The organism is Paraburkholderia sp. GAS333 (genome assembly GCF_050435665.1).
Classification (GTDB): Bacteria; Pseudomonadota; Gammaproteobacteria; order Burkholderiales; family Burkholderiaceae; genus Paraburkholderia; species Paraburkholderia fungorum_A.
On the sequence record NZ_JBNDKS010000004.1, the window covers coordinates 222,342 to 240,544 of the forward strand.

Annotated in this window: 16 protein-coding genes; 12 read left to right on the forward strand and 4 right to left on the reverse strand. The window is 55.2% G+C overall.

Going from position 1 to position 18,203, the window contains the following annotated elements; genetic code table 11:
* Positions 1-1,281: 1,281 nt before the first annotated feature.
* The 6 genes from ABH945_RS23030 (at position 1,282) to ABH945_RS23055 (ending at position 7,721) form a co-directional block, all read left to right on the forward strand.
* The gene (locus ABH945_RS23030; RefSeq protein WP_074768968.1) at positions 1,282-2,853 is read left to right on the forward strand and encodes a recombinase family protein; all 1,572 of its coding nucleotides are present in this window, start codon (positions 1,282-1,284) and stop codon (positions 2,851-2,853) included.
* Positions 2,843-3,754 carry a ParB/RepB/Spo0J family partition protein gene (locus ABH945_RS23035; protein ID WP_429252044.1) on the forward strand — a complete coding sequence of 304 codons (912 nt, stop codon included), beginning with the start codon at positions 2,843-2,845 and terminating at the stop codon, positions 3,752-3,754. The genes ABH945_RS23030 and ABH945_RS23035 overlap by 11 nt, the downstream gene beginning before the upstream one ends.
* On the forward strand, positions 3,742-4,704 hold the full coding sequence (locus ABH945_RS23040; protein ID WP_074768964.1) for a plasmid partitioning protein RepB C-terminal domain-containing protein: 963 nt from the start codon (positions 3,742-3,744) through the stop codon (positions 4,702-4,704). Before ABH945_RS23035 ends, ABH945_RS23040 begins: the two co-directional genes overlap by 13 nt.
* Before the next feature lie 116 nt (positions 4,705-4,820).
* Complete coding sequence (locus tag ABH945_RS23045; protein WP_143026344.1) at positions 4,821-5,201, forward strand: hypothetical protein; 381 nt, start codon at positions 4,821-4,823, stop codon at positions 5,199-5,201.
* Positions 5,202-5,331: 130 nt separating this feature from the next.
* Entirely contained in the window at positions 5,332-6,912 is a 1,581-nt protein-coding gene (locus ABH945_RS23050; RefSeq protein ID WP_074768960.1) for a recombinase family protein, read from the forward strand.
* Positions 6,909-7,721: a hypothetical protein gene (locus ABH945_RS23055; RefSeq protein WP_143026343.1), complete on the forward strand. Its 813-nt coding sequence runs from the start codon at positions 6,909-6,911 to the stop codon at positions 7,719-7,721. The genes ABH945_RS23050 and ABH945_RS23055 overlap by 4 nt, the downstream gene beginning before the upstream one ends.
* Before the next feature lie 334 nt (positions 7,722-8,055).
* Here the strand turns inward: ABH945_RS23055 and ABH945_RS23060 are convergent, their stop codons facing one another.
* Positions 8,056-8,328, reverse strand: a complete 273-nt coding sequence (locus ABH945_RS23060) for a hypothetical protein (RefSeq protein WP_074768958.1) — start codon at positions 8,326-8,328, stop codon at positions 8,056-8,058.
* Positions 8,329-8,578: 250 nt separating this feature from the next.
* Here ABH945_RS23060 and ABH945_RS23065 point away from each other — a divergent pair, with 250 nt between their 5' ends.
* On the forward strand, positions 8,579-9,277 hold the full coding sequence (locus tag ABH945_RS23065) for an SDR family NAD(P)-dependent oxidoreductase (protein WP_074768956.1): 699 nt from the start codon (positions 8,579-8,581) through the stop codon (positions 9,275-9,277).
* 560 nt (positions 9,278-9,837) lie between these two features.
* Here the strand turns inward: ABH945_RS23065 and ABH945_RS23070 are convergent.
* Positions 9,838-10,311 (reverse strand): hypothetical protein, encoded by a 474-nt coding sequence (locus ABH945_RS23070; RefSeq protein WP_074768954.1) that lies wholly within the window; start codon positions 10,309-10,311, stop codon positions 9,838-9,840.
* A 473-nt stretch (positions 10,312-10,784) separates the two neighbouring features.
* Here ABH945_RS23070 and ABH945_RS23075 point away from each other — a divergent pair, with 473 nt between their 5' ends.
* The 5 genes from ABH945_RS23075 (at position 10,785) to ABH945_RS23095 (ending at position 17,386) form a co-directional block, all read left to right on the forward strand.
* Positions 10,785-13,574, forward strand: coding sequence for a type VI secretion system Vgr family protein (locus tag ABH945_RS23075; protein ID WP_429252045.1), 2,790 nt, complete (start codon positions 10,785-10,787; stop codon positions 13,572-13,574).
* Position 13,575: 1 nt separating this feature from the next.
* Positions 13,576-14,982 carry a LysM peptidoglycan-binding domain-containing protein gene (locus ABH945_RS23080; RefSeq protein WP_074768950.1) on the forward strand — a complete coding sequence of 469 codons (1,407 nt, stop codon included), beginning with the start codon at positions 13,576-13,578 and terminating at the stop codon, positions 14,980-14,982.
* An 11-nt stretch (positions 14,983-14,993) separates the two neighbouring features.
* Positions 14,994-15,413, forward strand: coding sequence for a hypothetical protein (locus ABH945_RS23085; protein WP_143026342.1), 420 nt, complete (start codon positions 14,994-14,996; stop codon positions 15,411-15,413).
* Between the two features lie 235 nt (positions 15,414-15,648).
* Positions 15,649-15,936 carry a PAAR domain-containing protein gene (locus ABH945_RS23090; protein ID WP_074768946.1) on the forward strand — a complete coding sequence of 96 codons (288 nt, stop codon included), beginning with the start codon at positions 15,649-15,651 and terminating at the stop codon, positions 15,934-15,936.
* A gap of 493 nt (positions 15,937-16,429) precedes the next feature.
* Positions 16,430-17,386 (forward strand): nuclease-related domain-containing protein, encoded by a 957-nt coding sequence (locus ABH945_RS23095; RefSeq protein ID WP_083380048.1) that lies wholly within the window; start codon positions 16,430-16,432, stop codon positions 17,384-17,386.
* A gap of 132 nt (positions 17,387-17,518) precedes the next feature.
* On the opposite strand, the gene ABH945_RS23100 is transcribed toward ABH945_RS23095, so the two are convergent.
* Both ABH945_RS23100 and ABH945_RS23105 read right to left on the reverse strand, forming a co-directional pair.
* Positions 17,519-17,860: a helix-turn-helix domain-containing protein gene (locus ABH945_RS23100; protein ID WP_253189738.1), complete on the reverse strand. Its 342-nt coding sequence runs from the start codon at positions 17,858-17,860 to the stop codon at positions 17,519-17,521.
* 112 nt (positions 17,861-17,972) lie between these two features.
* Positions 17,973-18,173 carry a BPSL0761 family protein gene (locus ABH945_RS23105; RefSeq protein WP_074768942.1) on the reverse strand — a complete coding sequence of 67 codons (201 nt, stop codon included), beginning with the start codon at positions 18,171-18,173 and terminating at the stop codon, positions 17,973-17,975.
* Positions 18,174-18,203: the final 30 nt, after the last annotated feature.

Here is an 18,203-nt window from a genome sequence, read left to right on the forward strand (position 1 = left end):
TGCGGCTCGGGCCGACAACCATGACTCCGTCGAGCGGCGACGCAAGCACCCGAGACGGAGCCCTCACAAAGGCAACGAAACCCCCAGCGAACCGATGGGCTAAAAATTCTTTCTTTTGTCTATGGGTGACTTCCGTCGAACGAATTCGAATTAAAAGATAGTTTCCGTGAGCCATGGCATCCTCGGATTCAGGATGATATAAATAGTCTGTCACGCGTCGCCGAGCACGAGCCGTCCGACGTTTAGGGCCGCCCCTTTCGAATGAAGGGCTTCGGTGAGTGACCGCTAGCGCGGACGGGGAGTGACCGGTGGCGCGCTAGGGAAATCCGTACCACGGGGATGGGTCCTGAGAAAACGGACGCGCTGGCGAAGCTAGAGGCGCGGGACCCGAAATAGTCTGGCGGAGCTGGTGTAACGGCGGAAGGAACCTTCGACGATTGCGTCTAGGGGACCCGATGCTTACCTATAGATTTCAGACCAAACCTCAAAAAAGATATCTTGGTTGAGGATGGGGTTGCTATTTGAACGTTGCCTTTCGTAGGCTATTCCTTATTGAGTCACGACGACTGGTGGGTGATGGAATAGCCGAAGCAACTCGCTTGCAAACATCATTGACCGCTGCGCGGCTGCTTACCAGGGAGGACGCTATGGGCGATGCAGAGCGTTGCCACCGGCATATCTAAGGGCGAGAGCGTTGTCGCTGCGATGTGTCGAGTTTGCCCCCAAAAGCTTGTTCCCTGGTGAGCCGGCTTTTATCGTCCGCTGAGCAGGAATGCGACTGTGTAGGGCGAAGTCTAAATGGCCTTGCTACGCAGTTATGTTGCCCCACCTGAGTACGAGCCAGACCTCTCTGGAGCACCGGCTAACCTCCGCAGTCGCAGCGGTCAAGCTGCCCTGCGGCCCCGTCCATCTTCCACGATTCGCCATCGTACGCTGAAGCAGCGCACAAGCGCGTCGACTTCGTTCGAGAACCATCTATCGCCGAGGGCTGCAAATCGGCGCCAATGCTATATAGCGCCGGTCAATCATCTGCAATGTCCGCAGCGCTGACCCGTATGGAAAATAGTTTGATGTGAGGAGGTTGCGCTATGTCTGTAACCACATACCCAGCAATAACCTCAGCAGTGGCCAGAAGTAAAAAAAAGCCTATTTGGTTCTATCGGTCGCGGATGGGGGATGCGGTTGGGTCCCTAACAAAAAATCAGAAATTAGTTAATTTAACTGCTTGACTTGCACCGCAACAGAGCTATCACTAAGGACGGCGTGCATCTGGAGGTTGGAATGCAACACGTGGTCGGCTCGTCATCGTCTCTGGCTGGACGACTCGCGGCGCAATATGTGCGCATGTCGACGGACCATCAGGAGTATTCGACTGAAAATCAGAAGCTAGCCATTGCCGATTTCGCGGAGAAGCAAGGCATCACTGTCGTCGCGACGTACGAGGATGCGGGCAAGAGCGGAGTAACACTCAAAGGTCGGCCAGCTCTTCTTGACCTGCTTCAGGACGTCCAATCTCGCGCCAACGAGTTCAGTCTCGTTCTCGTCTATGACGTCAGTCGATGGGGACGCTTCCAGGACGTCGACGAATGCGCTCACTACGAGTACCTGTGCAGAGAGGCAGGCGTTCAGGTCGTTTATTGCGCAGAGCAATTCGCTTGGGACGGAAGTGCTTCGGCAGCCTTAATGAAAACGATTAAGCGAACGATGGCAGGTGAATATAGTCGCGAGCTTTCTCAAAAAGTGTTCGTTGGGCAATGCCGACTCGCTGAGCGCGGCTTCTGGCAAGGAGCTGCGCCAGGATACGGACTGCAACGGCTTTTGCTCGCATCAGACGGCACGGTCAAGGGACGCTTATGCGACAAGGAACGCAAAAATCTCCAGTCCGATAGGGTCATAGTGGTACCCGGAGATGAACGCGAAGTTTCGCTCGTTCGGCGAATCTATGACTGGTACGTTATTCAGGGACTAGGATGCAAGAGGATTGCGGACAGGCTGAATGTATTCGGCCTGCGCAATAACCACGGTCGCCCCTGGAATCCTCAGCAAATCACAAGCATATTGAGCAATGAAAAATATGCCGGGACCAATATCTATGGCAGGACTTCCAAAAAGCTCGGTGCGAACTGGCATAGGAACCTACCCTCTGAATGGTCGCGCGCACACGGAGCATTCCCAGCTCTCGTAGACCAGGTAACGTTTAAGGCAGCAGAAGCAATTCGGATAAACAGGACGCAGAACCTTAGCGACGACGAAATCCTGAAAAGGTTAAAGGATTTCGTCCGTTCGAGTGAGGTCGTCAGTGCAAAGGCCATCGACGATGCGTCCGGAATGCCTGGAGGAAAGACATACTGGAGGCGTTTTGGATGCATGCAGTTCGCGTACGCGCGCGTGGGGTTTGAACGTGATTACGTCGGTGCAGGGCGTGAAGTCTATCGTGCGTCTCGAGCCGCACTTCAGGGATGCATAGAAAGGACGACCGGTGCACTTAAGGCGCTGGGCCACGTCATTGAAATATCAAGAGACGAGACGACCATCCGCGTCGATGACGAACTGGTTGTCAGATTCGCAACATGCCTTGTTGTCCAGTTCGATTCTCACCGCCCTCGCTGGCGGGTGCGCTGGCCAACCTATTTCTCTCCGGACCTTCTGGTCGTACTGCGTCAGGACTCCGCGTTTGAACTGCCTCTCGATTTCTACGTCTTTCCGCGAGGTAGCTTGCCCCCCGGCTACGAATTCTCACTTTCCGTCAGGGTGGGAAGCAGCAGTCCTTTTGAAACATTCCGTTATCCGGACGAGAGTGTCCTGCTTGAATTGACAGCGCGGACTCGCATCGAGGCTTTAAATGTCAGATAACGCCTTGGCTCCAATCTCGGATATCAGTGTTAGCAGCATTCGCGTACTCAATCCGCGGAGCCGTAGCAAGCGCCAAAGACAAACGCTTCAGGAGAGCATCGCAGCGGTGGGCCTGAAAAAACCCATCACAGTAACGCCTTGCACATCACAAGAACATACGTTCGAGTTCGACCTCGTCTGCGGACAGGGACGACTTGAAGCTGTGCAGGCACTGGGGTATGGCACTATTCCCGCGAATATCATTGACCAGCCTGAAGACGAGTGTCTGGTGATGAGTCTTGTGGAAAACATCGCCAGACGCAATCACTCAACGCTTGAGCTGCTGAGAGACATCCAAAACTTACGAATGAGCGGATACTCCGACAACATCGTTGCAGAAAAAGTGGGACTCTCGCCTGCGTATCTGGAAAGCCTGATGTTTCTCCTGGACCAGGGCGAGGAAAGACTTATCACCGCCGTTGAAGCCGGAACAATGCCTATCGCTATCGCCGTCCAGATTTCACGGGCGAATGACGCCGACGTTCAGTCCGCGTTGGTTGAAGCATATGAGGAGGGAACGCTAACAGGTCCTCAATTGGCCGTCGTTCGCAGGCTACTGAGCCGTCGTTCGCGTGCGGGAGGAAAATCGTTACCCATCTACGCCGGTCCTTCCGGTCCTCGTTCACACGAATTGGCTCCGGACCAATTACGTCGGTTATACATGCGGGAAAGTGAACGTCAAAGAGTTCTAGCAAAAAGAGTTGAATTGGTGCATGCGCGTTTGTCGTTTATTGTCCATGCGCTACGTGAGCTCATGCGCGAGCGCGAATTCGTATCCCTGCTTGAGCAGGAGGGCCTTACCACTCTTCCCCGAGTCCTCGACCAACGTATCCGTGGGGAGGTTAAATCATGGATTCATTGACAGTCCAACCCCTTAAAACTACCTTCGAAACGCAGCCCGTCATTCTTCAGCTGAATACACTGGAATCGTCAAGGCAGCTTCCGAGAACAGCCACCTCTGGAAAAAAATTCCTGCAGATTCTGGCATCCATCGCGACGGTCGGCCTGGTGGAGCCGTTGATTGTCGCGCGCATTTCAAGCAGCGCAGAGGTGTTCCGTATTCTCGACGGTCGACTGCGGATTGAGGCGTTGCGTCGCTTAGGCCTTGAGAAGGCACAGTGCATCATCGCAACGGATGATGAGGCGTACACATACAATCGATACATTAGCCGACTAACCTCTGCACAGGACGCGCGGATGATAGCCAGGGCAATTGGGCAGGGTGTCTCAAGGGAACGTATCGCTCAGGTACTGGGAATTGACGTCAACACGGTCAAGCGTCGAGCCAGTCTGCTGGAAGGTATTTCGCCGGAAGCGGCGGCTTTGCTTGGGGATAAGATGTGTCCGGCGACTACATTTAGAGCGTTGAAGCTCCTCAAACCGCTGCGTCAGATTGCTGCAGTTGAGCTTATGTGCGGCCAGGGAAACTTTACGTCGTCGTTCGCGCGAGCAATTGTCGCAGCGACTCCGCCGGAGCAGCTTGAGCCGGGTTCCGACCGGAAGGTGCGGAGCGAAGTTGCGGAGCAACTCGCTACGCTGGAACGTGAACTCGCCATGCTTCAGACTGCCGTTGCCCAGACCGACGAGCGGTATGGAATCGAACATCTTCATCTCACGGTGTCAGCGGCTTACGTTGCAAAACTGATGGGAAATGGGTGCCTCAGACAATGGCTCGATGAGCATCATCCCGATTACTCGACTCAATTCGACACCATCAGCAGTGACGCACAGTCAGCGCGCTCGAGGCCCAGTACACGCGAACCCCGGTCGAAGAACTTTCGAAGGGTTGAGGCAAAGACAGCGGGGAGATAGCTGATGACGGGCAAGAGACTTGGCTGGGTGACCAGACGTTGCCGAAGCGGATGCACGATACCGCTGGTCGATGACACTGAGGCCGCTGAAGAGATTAATGAAGGCGCATGAGAAACATGGACGCATACGGTTCAATTCCCTACAACCTCGACGGCCAGGCGCGCGCGGAACTGCTGGCATATCTGGTGGTTTCTCAACTCATTGCACGAGCACGGACTGGAGAATGGTTGGTTTCTCAGCATCTTGGAGAATCGGTGCTGCTCTGGCTGTGTGCAAACGGCGCAAATTGCCCTGCGCGGGAACGAGCTGCCCTGTCGAAGCTCTCGGTCATGGTCGCGATAGAGTTTCTCCAGAAGCCGGAATGCAACGATGAAACGTGGCTCAACCAGTTGTTTGCGGGAAGTTGGCGTATCGATTACCGGCGGCCTAGTGCGCAGACGCTGCACAAAGTATGTGTCGACAAGCTGGCCAAACAGGGACTGGCCGACGGACCCTGAAACCAGGCAACACAGCCGATGACCCGGGCTGACGACGGCCCCCCTGTTGCTGCATACAGGCTGCGTCACCCTTTCTTGCCACTTCGGTCAGACGGCTTATCCATCAGCGCGAGCATGAAGGAGCACCGAAATGCAACCTAGCCGCAGCGGGCGTCAGCCCGCTCATTCGCTACAGCGCGCTGTTCAATACCTACGGATGTCAACGGACCAGCAGCAATGCTCACCGATATTTCAGCGGCAAGCTATTGCCGAATACGCTTCTGGGCGGTCAATTCGCATTATCAGGGATTACGAAGATGCAGGCATCAGTGGTCTGACGCTTCGGGCCCGGCCAGCACTTAACCAGCTTCTTATCGATGTTGCCGACCCGCAGCGCCGTTTCTCACTTGTGCTTGTCTACGACGTGAGTAGATGGGGAAGATTTCAGGATGTCGACGAATCGGCCTTTTACGAATACCTGTGCAGACGCCACGGCGTTAAAGTCGTCTATGTGGCAGAACCATTCGAAGTGGACCCTAGTCCAATGTCGCCTGTCATGAAAACGCTCAAGCGGGTAATGGCGGCCGAGTACAGCAGGGAACTGTCCCGGAAGGTGTTCCTCGGTCATTGCGTGCTTGCAGAGCGCGGGTTTCACGTCTGTGGCCGCCCGCCTTACGGGTATCAGCGAGTCCTGTACGAAGAAAAACGCGGCTCGACACGCACGCTTGAGAAATACGAATACAAAAGTATCAGGACGGACCGAGTCACGCTGATGCCAGCAGCAGCGGGACAGGTAGGTATCATCGGCAAGATTTTCGAGTGGTACGCATGGGGGAAGGCAGACTGCACACAAATCGCCAGGAGGCTCAATGATTTTGGTCTGGTCAACGGCGATAACGGGCCCTGGTTGCCCCGACACATCGCGCAGATTCTCCATAATCCCGCTTACACCGGAGTCGGCGTCTACAGTCGGACGTCATCGAAACTGGCGGGTGGTTGGCACCGAGTTCCGGAAGAACAGTGGATAACTGTTCCGAAGGCGTTCCCTGCCATCGTTGACCAGAAGACCTTCTCAGCGGTGCAGACACGCTTCGCCGACTACCGCCGCCCACCGGACCGGGACGAACTGCTCGATGGTCTAAGGATGCTCGTGCGTAAATATGGGAAGGTTAGCCAGAAGTTACTCAAGCATTACCGCCGGGCGCCCTCTGCCAGAGCGGTGGCGGCAGAGTTTGGGAGTCTCAACGCGGCATATCGCGAGATTGGCTATGCGCCAAACCTGAATCCCGAGCGCGAAGAGAATCGCGACATCGAGCGCCGCGCAGAAGCGCTTTTAGCACGCGTGACTTCCGAAGTTCTCGCCGAACGAGGCCACTTGGTGACATATGAGAAGCAGTCACTCACGCTTTGTGTCGACAACCTGATTCGATTTCAGATAGTTGCTCGTGCCCCCTGGATGGTCGATGGGAAAACTCCGTACTGGAGTGCACGGTGGCCAGACAGGTTCAATATCGACTTTTTGGTGTATTGCCGGATGCTGAGGGGTATCCGGGAATTTCTCGACTTCTTTGTCATTCCCGCCGGACGTATTCAGCCGGGTAAGTTCGCAACACTCGTGGGTCCCAACGCAGAGGATTTCAACCTGTTGCGCCATTCTGACCTGCGTATTCTGCTGGACCTGACTGACAGTGTAGGACTGACGCAGGTTGGACGTTTTTTGGAGCGTAGATGACTGCGCGTACTCGCCCGGTCATCGGTGACCAGCAGAGCGATGTATCGAAGACATCGCAATATTGCCGCTTGCCACGACTTGAACGGATGCAGGACGTGATGCGGGCGCAATGTATCCGCACAAAACGCACCGCCAACGCAATGACGCACGTCGCGGAAGAAAATCGTCGGTTACGACGACTTCTCGATGACTTGCTTCGCGACACGGGATTCATCTCGCTTCTCGACGAAGTTGGCATAAAGCGGATTCCCAGTATGCTGGTCTCTCGAATCGTCCACACAACCTCGGAAGGCGGTGCTGTCGGCGGGCGGCAGCCTGTTTCGACATTCGACGTGCCTTTGCAGGAGCAGTCAGAGAGCCGATTCGCGGCCCCTGATTGTTTGCCCGAACGCACGACGCTCTGCCTCTGCTGCATGAGTAACTTTCGACGGCGCCAGGTGCTCGAACTGATGCGGCAAACTCGTTGCTTCACGGGAGATTTCGCCTTGGCGCTTCTTGTAGCTTCACCTGCGGCAGAGCTTGTTACTCAAAGTCGAAGCGTGAGACGTGACAGCGATTACGTTGCGAGCCTGCAGCGGCAAGAACGGAAACTGCAGAAAGCGGTTTCCATTGTTGGGCTTCTCGGTCCGGAATATCCCTTAATGCTGGTTGAGCGAAGTCTGCACCTCGTGCTGGGACGTCAGCTACTCTCGCGAGCGTCAGTCAGGACCTGGCTCGCGACTCGGTCGCCTGAATACTTCACTTCGCTTATGCGATTGAGCGAAGGTCCACCACGTGCATCGCGTCGGCCCATTCGCGTCGCAGAATAGAGACCGAAAGTATCGGGTCTTTCAAACAATCTTCAAATCGACGTTTTGAGTGTGCTCGGTCACTGTTGAAATTCTCGGTATAGACTCTGTTGAAGCGTGTATGGAAGCGGCGCATAACGGTGACCTCGCCGCGGCCAGCCATTGCGGGTTTAGCGCCGCGTTTGGTGCCAGGCGACTCGAGCATGCCGACGGTCAACGGACGGACCGGAACGCTGAGCGGGATTGGGACTTTGTATGGCGGAGTTAGAGTGACCTTGGGATAAAGCTAGGTCGCCTCACTTGAGCACGAGCGGGGCTCCCCTGGAACTCCGGCTAACCTACGCAATTGCAGCGGTCAAGCTGCCCTGCGGCCGAGTCCATCTTCCACAATTCGTCGCCCTACACTGAAGCCTCGCATAAGCGCATCGACCTCGTTCGAAAACCATCTATCGCCGAGGTCCGTGAGGCGCATCTCCGGGCAGCACGGGAGAGAATCTTCGGGCTTGTAAATCGCCACCAATGCTATGTAGCCTCGGTCAATCATCTGCAACTTCCGCAGCGCCGGCTCCATGATGGGTTCTGTGCTGACTCGAATGACATAACCCATGTAATCGTAATCGCGGTTCATGCCGTGCACCTTTCTGCGATAGTGGTCTGTGAAGGCTACAAACTCTGTCTCAGGCCGAGTACCCTTGAGCGAGTTGGCGGCGTCATCGGAAAGGCCTCAGCAAAATTCGTACCTCGTATTCTAGGCAACTGCGACAGCGATGTTTTGCGGGGTAGATTGATGCCCAATCAAGGGGCAACGGCCGTTTCCACGGGTGTGCACGTTACGTCCTGCCCTACAGCAGTGACACTGACTGGAATGGAGGGAAGCCATGAATCAAAGCGAGACTGCACTGATAGTGGGCGCAGGGCACGGGTTAAGCGCTTCTCTTGCTCGACTGTTCGCGGCAGAAGGCATGAAGGTAGCGCTGGCCTCACGTGATATCAGTAAGCTGACCGATATCGTCGCTGAGACGGGCGCTTTGCCTGTGCGCTGTGATGCCAGCCGGTCGGACGAGGTGACAACACTTTTTGAGCGCGTGGATAAAGAACTGGGCTGCCCCGACCTCGTGGTCTACAACGCTAGTGGGCGCTATCGAGCAGCGATTGAAGACATCGAAGCCGATAAGCTTGAAGATTCTTTCAAGGTTACGGCGCTCGGCGGATTTCTCGTTGCGCAAGCCGCGACTGTACGCATGCTGGTTCGTGGCCGTGGCAGCATCCTCTTGACCGGGGCTACTGCGAGCGTAAAGGGGCTACCCGGGTCAACGCCATTTGCGATGGGGAAATTTGCCCTTCGGGGAATGGCGCAATGCATGGCGCGAGAGCTTGGGCCAAAGAATATTCACGTCTCTCACTTTGTTATCGACGGCGGCATAGCTAGCAGCCGTACGCAATCCGACGGCACAGGTGCAGATGACCGATGGCTGGACCCTGATGCCATTGCGAGGGAATACCTCCATATTCACCGTCAGCACCGAAGCACGTGGACGTGGGAAATCGAACTTCGACCATGGGCGGAGAAGTTTTAATGCTCCAATATAGTATTCAATAGCAGACTCACACTAGTGGGGAAGCACTGATTCAGCAGGCTATTGGCGTCGCACTCCGCTCTGCTTGCGCGACGGCCGCGTGGTCGCCGCGTTGTCCCTCGCATTCGCTGCTTACGTTTTCAGGCCAAACTGGTTCGCGACTTGTCACTTGTCCGACATAGTGAAGCAGGGTGGTCAGCAGCGCAAACGGCCTTGGCAATCCATATCAGGAGCGTCAAAGGACCGTTTCCTTCTGCAATCACCTTCCGGACCGTGCGCGTTACGAGTCTGTACGAGTTTCTGAGCGATACGGCTGTCGGCACAAGTTCGGAGTGTGGGAGCAAGGCAGGTCCGTCGTTCATGTAGCGGCGCAAATATTCGAACTGGTCATTTAGGGTTTCCACAATCGAGCTGCCGTTATCCGTTGATTCATCCGACAGGGTTGTGACCCGACTCCCGACCGAGAACGACTGCGTGACATTCTGACTCGAGTCCAGCACGTGACATCGAATATTGAAACTTGTTGTGTGCGATATTGCGTCCTTGTCGCGCCGTTCCACTTAGAAGAACGCTTTTTCCCACGGGACAGCAATGACGCCTTTCGAGCCTGCGCCACGAAACGCGTAGACCATTCGGGTATGTCGATTGAATCGAATTGGAAAGCGCCTCCAGGTGAAGTTTTCTTTTTGCAGCCCCCAAAGCCCTGCAAGCACTACGCTGAGACCAAAAAGGGTTAACAGTCCCATAAACAGTCGAGCAAAAGCGAGTTCGGTCGACCCAACATTCGGTGGGGTATCCGTCAGACAGTAGATACCTCCAGTTAGCACGAGCAGCCCTGCAATAACGACCGCAACGAACCCATACGAGAACAGCCCTGGCTGCTGGAATGCTGCGTTCGTACTCTCGAGGAATATGTCGTTCATCGAGAATACCGAAAAATCATCGCGCGGCTTCTCGCTAGCAGCTCTGTCTATCTTCAACTGACGCATCCGCTCGTCATTGGTCAGCGGGCGATTCAATTTCACCCATGCCATCCCATTTGCTTACGCTCCAAGTCCGTAATAGCCATTTAGTTCTTCCTCGAACCAAGTATATCGGTCGCCTTCTGGTTGGTTTCGAGACGGTTCCGACCAACCAATCCCCTAATATCGGATGCCTTCGAAAACATAATGACCTGTCCAGTGGCTGTTAGGCGACGTGTCAACGGACCACCTAGGCAGCAACCGACGCGGAAAAATTCAGCACCGCGACGGCGTACCGGCGTCTCATTTTAAGCTTATCTTTTCCGCATATTTGATATGCAAGGCAATTAAATTTTAATGCGGGATACATTAATTTACTAAATTTATTACACCAGCCAATCAATTAACTTTCATTTTATTTAGATTGGTTTGCTCAATCGATTGTTTAAAATAAACCTATCAAATCACGTAATTGCCCCGTAGCCCAAATCGTCATATTATTCGCACCGCAATCAAAAAGCGAAATCCAGGGAAGGGCAATGGTTATGAGCGCACAAGAGCTATTCGCGCTAGTTTCTTCGGGGATTAGTCAGCAGGACCGCTTGCTAAAGCTGGACACCCCATTAGGGTCCAATGTTTTGCTGCCGCAACGAGCGATTGGACATTCGCGGATTGGCCGCAACTACGAATTCGCGGTTGATGTTCTGTCGCTCAAGGATACGCTCGAGCTGAAAACTCTTGTCGCCCAGCCTGTCACCTTATGGATTCAGCAAAGCGACAAGTCGTACAGACCACACCATGGATACGTACACACGGTGCGAAGACTCGGCTCAGACGGAGACATAGCAAGCTATCAGCTCACGTTCTCCTCGTGGCTCCACTTCCTCAAATTTCGAAAGGATGCTCGGATTTTCCAGGAAGTGAGCACTGAGGACATACTTAGCACGATATTCAACGAGCACCCGCAGGCACGCGGCGCGTATCGCATGGCAGTGCGCCGGTCCACGCCGAAACGCTCCTTCAGCGTACAGTACGAAGATGATTGGAATTTTGTGCACCGACTGATGGAGGCAGAAGGGCTGTTCGGATACTTCGAGCAAGCCTCCGATGGGAAGTCGCACACCTATGTGGTCACCGACGATGTATACACCCTCACGGCAACGTCGCCTGAAGAGGTTGATTTTGCACGCGTCGGTGTGAACAGCGAGACTGATGCGTTTGTACAATGGACGGGGACGCGCACTCTGCAGAGCGCGACTTACACGACCAGCACGTTCGATTACAAATCGCCCCTCGAGCAAAAGGGAACGAGTTTTCCGACCATCGGGAATCAAGGCTCGCTTCCCGCGCAGTCGGAGGTCTACGAATACACGGGCGCGTACAGTTACCTTGAAAGTGACCGCGGCGACCAGCTTACGAAGCTGCATCTGGAGGAATGGGAATCCCGTGCAAAGCGGTTCGTCGGGATTGGTGGTGTGCGCCGCATTGATGCTGGCCAGTATTTCACGCTTTCGGGTCATCCAGAGCACGACAATGATTCGTCGCACGACCGCGAGTTTGTCGTTATCGCTGCCGACTGGTACATCGAGAACAATCTGCCCGTCGGCAACAGCCGCCCATTTCCTCACAGCCTTCAACGCCGCATTGCTGCGGCCCGCACGGATTCTGAGGCCTACGCATCCGTTCAGGGTCGCAACGCCTCCGACAGCAGCGAAGGCTTCTTCCTGGTTGAGGCTGAGGTTCAGCGCCGGAGCGTGCAATACCGTAGCCCGTTCGAGCATCACAAGCCGCATATGCAGATGCAAACGGCTACTGTCGTGGGTCCAGCGAACGAAGAGGTCTACACCGATTCGCTTAATCGTATCAAGGTCCGTATGCACTGGGACCGCCGCAACAGGGGCGACGAGAATGCCTCTTGCTGGGTGCGCGTGCTCTTCTCTGACTCCGGGAGCGGCTACGGAGGCGTGCATGTGCCGCGCATCGGCGAAGAGGTGGTTATCGCGTGGCTCGACGGCGATTGCGACCGACCGTTGGTGACAGGTCGGCTTTACAACGGTGCAACGAATCCGCACTGGCATTCGAACGGGCTATTATCGGGATACAAGTCAAAGGAATACGGCGGCGCTGGCTTCAACCAGCTTGTCATGGACGATGCTACGGGGCAAAACAGGGTCCAGCTTTACACGACGAGTGCAAACGCGGCATTGCACCTAGGGTATCTCGTAGACCATACGGGCAACCTCCGCGGCAACTACTTGGGCAGCGGGTTCGACCTCACGGCTGATTCGTTCGGTGCCGTTCGCGCTGCGCAGGGCCTGTACGTGTCGACTAACACCCGCACCGGCCTTGCAACGCAACCTCTCGACGCGCAGGAAGCTAAACAGCAGCTCCTCGGCTCCGAAAGCGTCATGGATGCACTCTCGGAAGCAAGCGGCCAGCACAAGGCTGAAAGCTTGCTGGAGGGCAAGGATGCCCTAAAGAACTTCACGGCAGCAACAGAGCATGACCTTAAAGGTGGAACGCTAGGTGGCCAGACCGGGGGCGGCGGTATTGGCAGCGCGAAGGGTTTCAAGGACCCAGTCATGCTCTTTTCGAGTCCGGCCGGCATCGCCCTGTCCAGTGAGAAGTCTGTGCACCTGTCACCGGACGAGCATCTCAATCTCGTAAGCGGTCAGAGCACCCACCTGGCAACAGGCAAGTCGTTCATCGCAAGCGTCAAGGAAAAGCTCAGTCTCTTCTCCCAGAATGCCGGAATGAAATTCTTCGCCGCGAAGGGAAAGGTAGAGTTGCAGTCGCACTCCGACAACATTGAGCTGACCGCGCAGCAGACCATAAAGATTCTATCGACCACCGCGAAGGTCGAGGTTGCGTCCGCCAAAGAAATCCTGCTTACCAGTGGAGGCGCCTACCTGCGTATCACCAACGGGAACATCGAGATTCACGCTCCGAACTCGGTTTCCGTGAAGGGAGCGACCAAGGCTTTCGCGGGACCTGACAGCACTAACTACGCGCTGCCCGACCTTCCAACCTCGTCGCCGATTCCGTTCAGCCAGAAGCTGGTCTTCCGCTCATCCGAAGACGGGACACCAGCGAGCGAAGTGAAGTACGCGCTCTACCCGTATCAAGGCGAACCGGACGGGAACGCGCAGAAGGTCCTCTCTGGCACATCAGCGGAGGACGGGGCCGCTCGTCACCTCAACCCCGAAGAAAGCGAGCATCTCACCGCACTTTATGGGCAAGGCGAATGGGAAACCGCGTGGAACCTGAACATTGACCGTGACGACGGCGGTCTCGTCTCGAGCGTCACGAACAATGCCGAATCTGGAGTTGCTTGAAATGGCAGACCAAGCCGATTACACCGTTCAACCCGGTGACACGCTGAGCGGTATTGCTGCGAAGAACAACACCACTGTCAGCCAGCTCGTCGGGCTGAACAAAATCGACAATCCGCGGCTCATCTATCCTGGCCAGCAGTTGAAGCTGAAGGCCACCGACACGGGGGCGCAGGTTGACGATTCGGAGAAATTCTTCAGCGAATTGTGGATACGGGTGTCGGACGCAAACGACAAGCCGATACCAAACCTCAAGACGACAGTGGTGACTGCGTCCGGGGAGCATGAACACGTCACAAACAAGAATGGAGACATCCCGGCGATTCATACGCTAACGCCCGACGAAAAGGTGCACGTCTACGTGTTCAAACTCGACGGCGGCAAGAAGAAGGTTGCTGAGTTGAAGCCACCGTCAGGTACACATCAAGCCATCGTGCGAAGTCCCAAGGTGAAGGTCAATATACCGCTGCGCGTCCACGAAGGCGGGGCCGACCATCAGCCGAGCGCGCCGCTACCGCTTCCGCCGGCGGAGATTCAGCATAACCGTGACACCGCCGGCAACCCAGTCGTCAACGTTGGCGTGGAATGCCCGAACAGCAACAACCTGCGCCTCGGCGCAAACATCAAGTACCGTGACTACATTCTCAAGGCCGCAGAGCGCAGCAGGATAATGCCGCAGGGCGTCGCCGCGCTCATCGAGGCGGAGGCCGGTAAGATGCCGCCTATCCACGAGCAGGTGCCGGTCATCTCAAAGAAAACCGGGAAACCTGTAATCGACAAGCACGGCAAGCCTGTCATGAGGACCATTCGGAAGCCGAATCCAGAGTGGAATCCGAGTATCGTCAATTCCATTGGGGCTGCGGGGCTGACGCAATTCCTTCCTGCGGCGTGGAAAGAGGTTGCGCATTATCCCGACTCTGTACTGCATCAGCGCTGCACAGAGTTGGCGGCTCAACAGGGCGTCCATCACCTCTCGGAGTCGCAGATTCTTCATCTGCGGCTCAACGCGGAACTATCCATCATCACAGCCGCAGACTACGCTGCGCATAACATCCAGGTTTTTGGAAATGCGGGATTTCACGTCGATGCCATTACCGGGCCAAACCGTGCAAAGCTCGGATATTTCCTCCACCACGAGGGCACTTATGGCGCGACGCGCATCGTCCGTCGCACACTCGATGCTGACACCGCATATGACCTTCTGTGCACCCAGCTAAAATCTTCCGGCTCCGACGGCACCGCTGAGGCCGACGCTTATATGGCCGCCAACAATGTCCATGGGGCCGCCGCGTACCGGAAGTGGATTTTTGATTACGTCGACAAAAAGATTAACCCGAAGTATTTCGCTTGTGACCCGAGTAAAATCGAGGAGCCAATCCTGATGGATAAAATCGAATCTATGCTGCTATGAGCCAACGTCTAATGAAAAAAGCCGCCACCACTGCGGTAATTCTCGTGAGCCTGTTTTGTGCCACCGCGCAGGCTGAACAACAGTCGTACAGGTGCTCTGCAACGAAAAACACGGTCAATCACATTCTTCACATCAAGATTGACGGAGACAAGTTGGGCGCATGGACCTATATCGCGGCAACCCCTGGCGGAGACAGTTCGACCACATGCTCCGTCGCATCCACAGACGGTCGGGAAACGGATTCGGTCGGGGTACAGTCGTACTCCACTTCCGCCGGTAAGGTCACCGTGACGAAAACGGGCGATTCCTTCGTTTTTGATTTTTCGAGTCTGGAGATTTCGCAGGTCTGCGGCCAGTCCTCCGCGATGGCAAAGCACATCACCATCACGCCTGGCTCAAAGCGTTGCACAAATGTGGCGAATGCGACTTGAGCAAGTCGTTCAGGCTTCAGACGCCTTGTTATGAGGCTTGCGTTAGAAGCACGTTGGATATTAGTCGCAGGCAGAGCCGTCGAGCTGGTAGGCCACACATTAGCCTACAGAAACGCGTCTGGTTTATTTCGTCAGATAGCCTCTGACGTTTCGCGCGCATGGCTTTCCGTCATTTCTTGAACCTGAACTGCTTACCTTGCCGGATGCAGTCTTGAGGCGCGAACGGAGACAGGAAATGCATAGAAAGATGATTGTTCAGGGCGACAAGACCACCAAGAATGGTGTCGTCACAACTGGAGACCCAACGATGACCTGCGGCGGAAAACCTCTGGCCTTCGTAGGTGCCGAGGTGAGTTGTCCCGCTTGCAATTCGACGGGAAAAATTGCGAACGTGATGCCTTATATGCCGATGACGTTTTGCGGCGGCAAGCAGGTCGCGCTCGAAGATGACATTTGCCTATGTAAATGTGACCCGGCTCCCAAACTTATAGCCTCGCAGTCGGACATGGTGATGACCATGTAATCCGAGGTGCCGACAAGTACCGCTTCCGCATACAAACGTGGGGTTCGATTTAGTGCGCAAGTGTCGTTGCGCGAGACCATCGCGTTGTGCGCAATTTTACCGTGGCACAGGCGGCCTTGGTTGCAGCACATGAGGAGCAAATGACTTTCTCCGACTAGGGCACGTTTTACGTACGCGGTCAGTCGTTGGGAATTGCTTATTTCCTGTCCATCGGCCGCCGGCCGAGTGCTTGGTGGGCAGAGCTGGTGGCACGGATGTTTCTCCACCGCAGCATCCAGACGGACAAGGGGCATTGGCGCCCATGGTCCCGGCGACGCACCGGGCTGCAGTCGTCGACCGTTACCAGATAAAGATGCGATTGCGACTTCCGTTATCTTGATAGGCATCAAATTAAATGCAACGTCTCGCGACGATTAGCATATAGAAAAATTGAGCCGGACGCTTGCTCCGCGCAAACTAAAAAAAACGAATATCGAGATAGCAAAGGGGCCTTATGAGTTTGTTTGAAGGTTTAAATCGTTCTATTTCTCTCATTTGCTGGCCTGTCGTCAGAAGCACTCGAGTGCTCGCAGGAAGTGAGAGAGGTCAGGAATTTATGGAAGCACTGGTGCCTCATTGGCGTTGGCTAGGCGGCATAGTATCGGCGGGGGAAAAGCTCCTCACACTGCTGACCTTCCTATATTTGATGTTCGCGTTGATGATGATGCTGTCAGTCTTAGCGTTTTATCGCAACAGCGCCCACGTCGTACAGCTGCTATCAACCTGGATTTTTCTTTACGCGGCGTCATTCGTCCTTGAGCTAGTTGCAAGCGCAATAAGGTTTTGCGAATCGCCAGCGGGTCGCGCCTTAGCGGCGGGCCATAGGGCTGAGCGCATTGTGAAAAGTCTCGTTGCGAAAATCGCGAGAGCTACAACCGGCCGGGATTTTCACAACCTTCTCGTTGTCGTTAATAAAGGCGCAGCGTCCGAGTTCTCGCTGGAGATGGACCATGTGTTGGTGACCGAGCGAAACGTCTTTATCCTCGAGACCAAGTACAAAAGCGGAACCGTATATGTGAGTCCAGACGCATCGGAATGGAGAGTTCAAAGCCGCCACGGTGAATCGAGCATGCGAAACGCACTGCTTCAGGTGAAAAACACGTGCAGGCAGTTCGAACGTTTTGTGGCGCCGGGTGTTGCACCTATTCCCGTTGTCGTCATCATCTCAGACATCGGAGTAACTATAGATGGTGGAATCTCGAACGTTGTCACCCTCGAGGATTTGCCTGCTGTGATAGCGGCATTCGACCGTAAGTTCAGCACGCGTACCCTCGATTCGGCGGCCCTTTGTAACGCGCTTCTGTCGAAGGTAGATAGCTCGGTACAAGCGCGACGTCGTCACAAAGCGTGGGCGAATTCGGCCAAAACACGTGCACAGGATGAATCCATCACTGGCCGCGCATCATTCTAAGCGCGGTCATCCAGTGGTCGGAGTGCATGGGTGCGGGTCAGTCGGGCGCGACCTCGATAATCATATGCGAGCGGCGGAAAGCCGTCCTTCCTTGCGCGCCATGGCTTAACTCCTAGGTAGATAGCAGCAGTTTCAGCCGATGTTTTTGCGATGTGGCTTACTAGCTCGCTGCCTTGGCACTGCCTTACGCGTCATCATCACTGGATTGATGGTCGGCACCGGTGCAATGGTATCAAGCCATGCCTCGCGGCCAAGAACACGAAGTACCAGAATGAGTGTGTGCAGCGTCGAACCACTGCCGCTCTCCAGATTGTGAAGCGAGCGCACGCTGATGCCTGCGCGAGCAGCTACGGTTGCTTGGTCGAGGTTTTTGTGGACTCGTAGTTTCCTCAGACTCTGGCCGACGTCGGCCGCGATTTCGTGGGGCGTTTGTATTTTCATTGTCGGCGTGATATGGCTGAATGGCTTGCTCATCTCTGTTGGAAGGGCATCTGCAACAACGAGAAGAACGTTGCCGGTTAATGCTGAGACTGGCCGTAATCGGAAAATAGTTGCCGGATATTCCCATTCATGTCAGACCGCAGCCTCATTTCCTCATGAGGTCTCGCATGTCTGGTAGTGCCATAGCTGTCAGCTGTATGTGTGCGTTCAGCGGGTAGTGCTCGAGCAAGCGCAGCGCCTCTTCACGGACCGCCGGATGCGCTATTTCGTCAGGCGCGACAACCAGCGCTTCGAGAAGGTCACGGGTCTGAAACAGAGCTAAGGTCCGCTCGTACCGTGTGGTCATTGAGTGTCCTTCGGCAGATAGATGTTGTTC

Excerpts from the sequence above, each read along its gene's own strand:
- ABH945_RS23055 (WP_143026343.1), top strand. The coding sequence starts at position 6,909 with ATGACTGCGCGTACTCGCCCGGTCATCGGTGACCAGCAGAGCGATGTA.
- ABH945_RS23040 (WP_074768964.1), top strand. The coding sequence starts at position 3,742 with ATGGATTCATTGACAGTCCAACCCCTTAAAACTACCTTCGAAACGCAG.
- ABH945_RS23035 (WP_429252044.1), top strand. The coding sequence starts at position 2,843 with ATGTCAGATAACGCCTTGGCTCCAATCTCGGATATCAGTGTTAGCAGC.
- ABH945_RS23090 (WP_074768946.1), top strand. The coding sequence starts at position 15,649 with ATGCATAGAAAGATGATTGTTCAGGGCGACAAGACCACCAAGAATGGT.
- ABH945_RS23050 (WP_074768960.1), top strand. The coding sequence starts at position 5,332 with ATGCAACCTAGCCGCAGCGGGCGTCAGCCCGCTCATTCGCTACAGCGC.
- ABH945_RS23105 (WP_074768942.1), bottom strand. The coding sequence starts at position 18,173 with ATGACCACACGGTACGAGCGGACCTTAGCTCTGTTTCAGACCCGTGAC.
- ABH945_RS23100 (WP_253189738.1), bottom strand. The coding sequence starts at position 17,860 with ATGAGCAAGCCATTCAGCCATATCACGCCGACAATGAAAATACAAACG.
- ABH945_RS23070 (WP_074768954.1), bottom strand. The coding sequence starts at position 10,311 with ATGGCATGGGTGAAATTGAATCGCCCGCTGACCAATGACGAGCGGATG.
- ABH945_RS23085 (WP_143026342.1), top strand. The coding sequence starts at position 14,994 with ATGAAAAAAGCCGCCACCACTGCGGTAATTCTCGTGAGCCTGTTTTGT.
- ABH945_RS23060 (WP_074768958.1), bottom strand. The coding sequence starts at position 8,328 with ATGAACCGCGATTACGATTACATGGGTTATGTCATTCGAGTCAGCACA.
- ABH945_RS23080 (WP_074768950.1), top strand. The coding sequence starts at position 13,576 with ATGGCAGACCAAGCCGATTACACCGTTCAACCCGGTGACACGCTGAGC.
- ABH945_RS23065 (WP_074768956.1), top strand. The coding sequence starts at position 8,579 with ATGAATCAAAGCGAGACTGCACTGATAGTGGGCGCAGGGCACGGGTTA.
- ABH945_RS23045 (WP_143026344.1), top strand. The coding sequence starts at position 4,821 with ATGGACGCATACGGTTCAATTCCCTACAACCTCGACGGCCAGGCGCGC.
- ABH945_RS23095 (WP_083380048.1), top strand. The coding sequence starts at position 16,430 with ATGAGTTTGTTTGAAGGTTTAAATCGTTCTATTTCTCTCATTTGCTGG.
- ABH945_RS23030 (WP_074768968.1), top strand. The coding sequence starts at position 1,282 with ATGCAACACGTGGTCGGCTCGTCATCGTCTCTGGCTGGACGACTCGCG.
- ABH945_RS23075 (WP_429252045.1), top strand. The coding sequence starts at position 10,785 with ATGAGCGCACAAGAGCTATTCGCGCTAGTTTCTTCGGGGATTAGTCAG.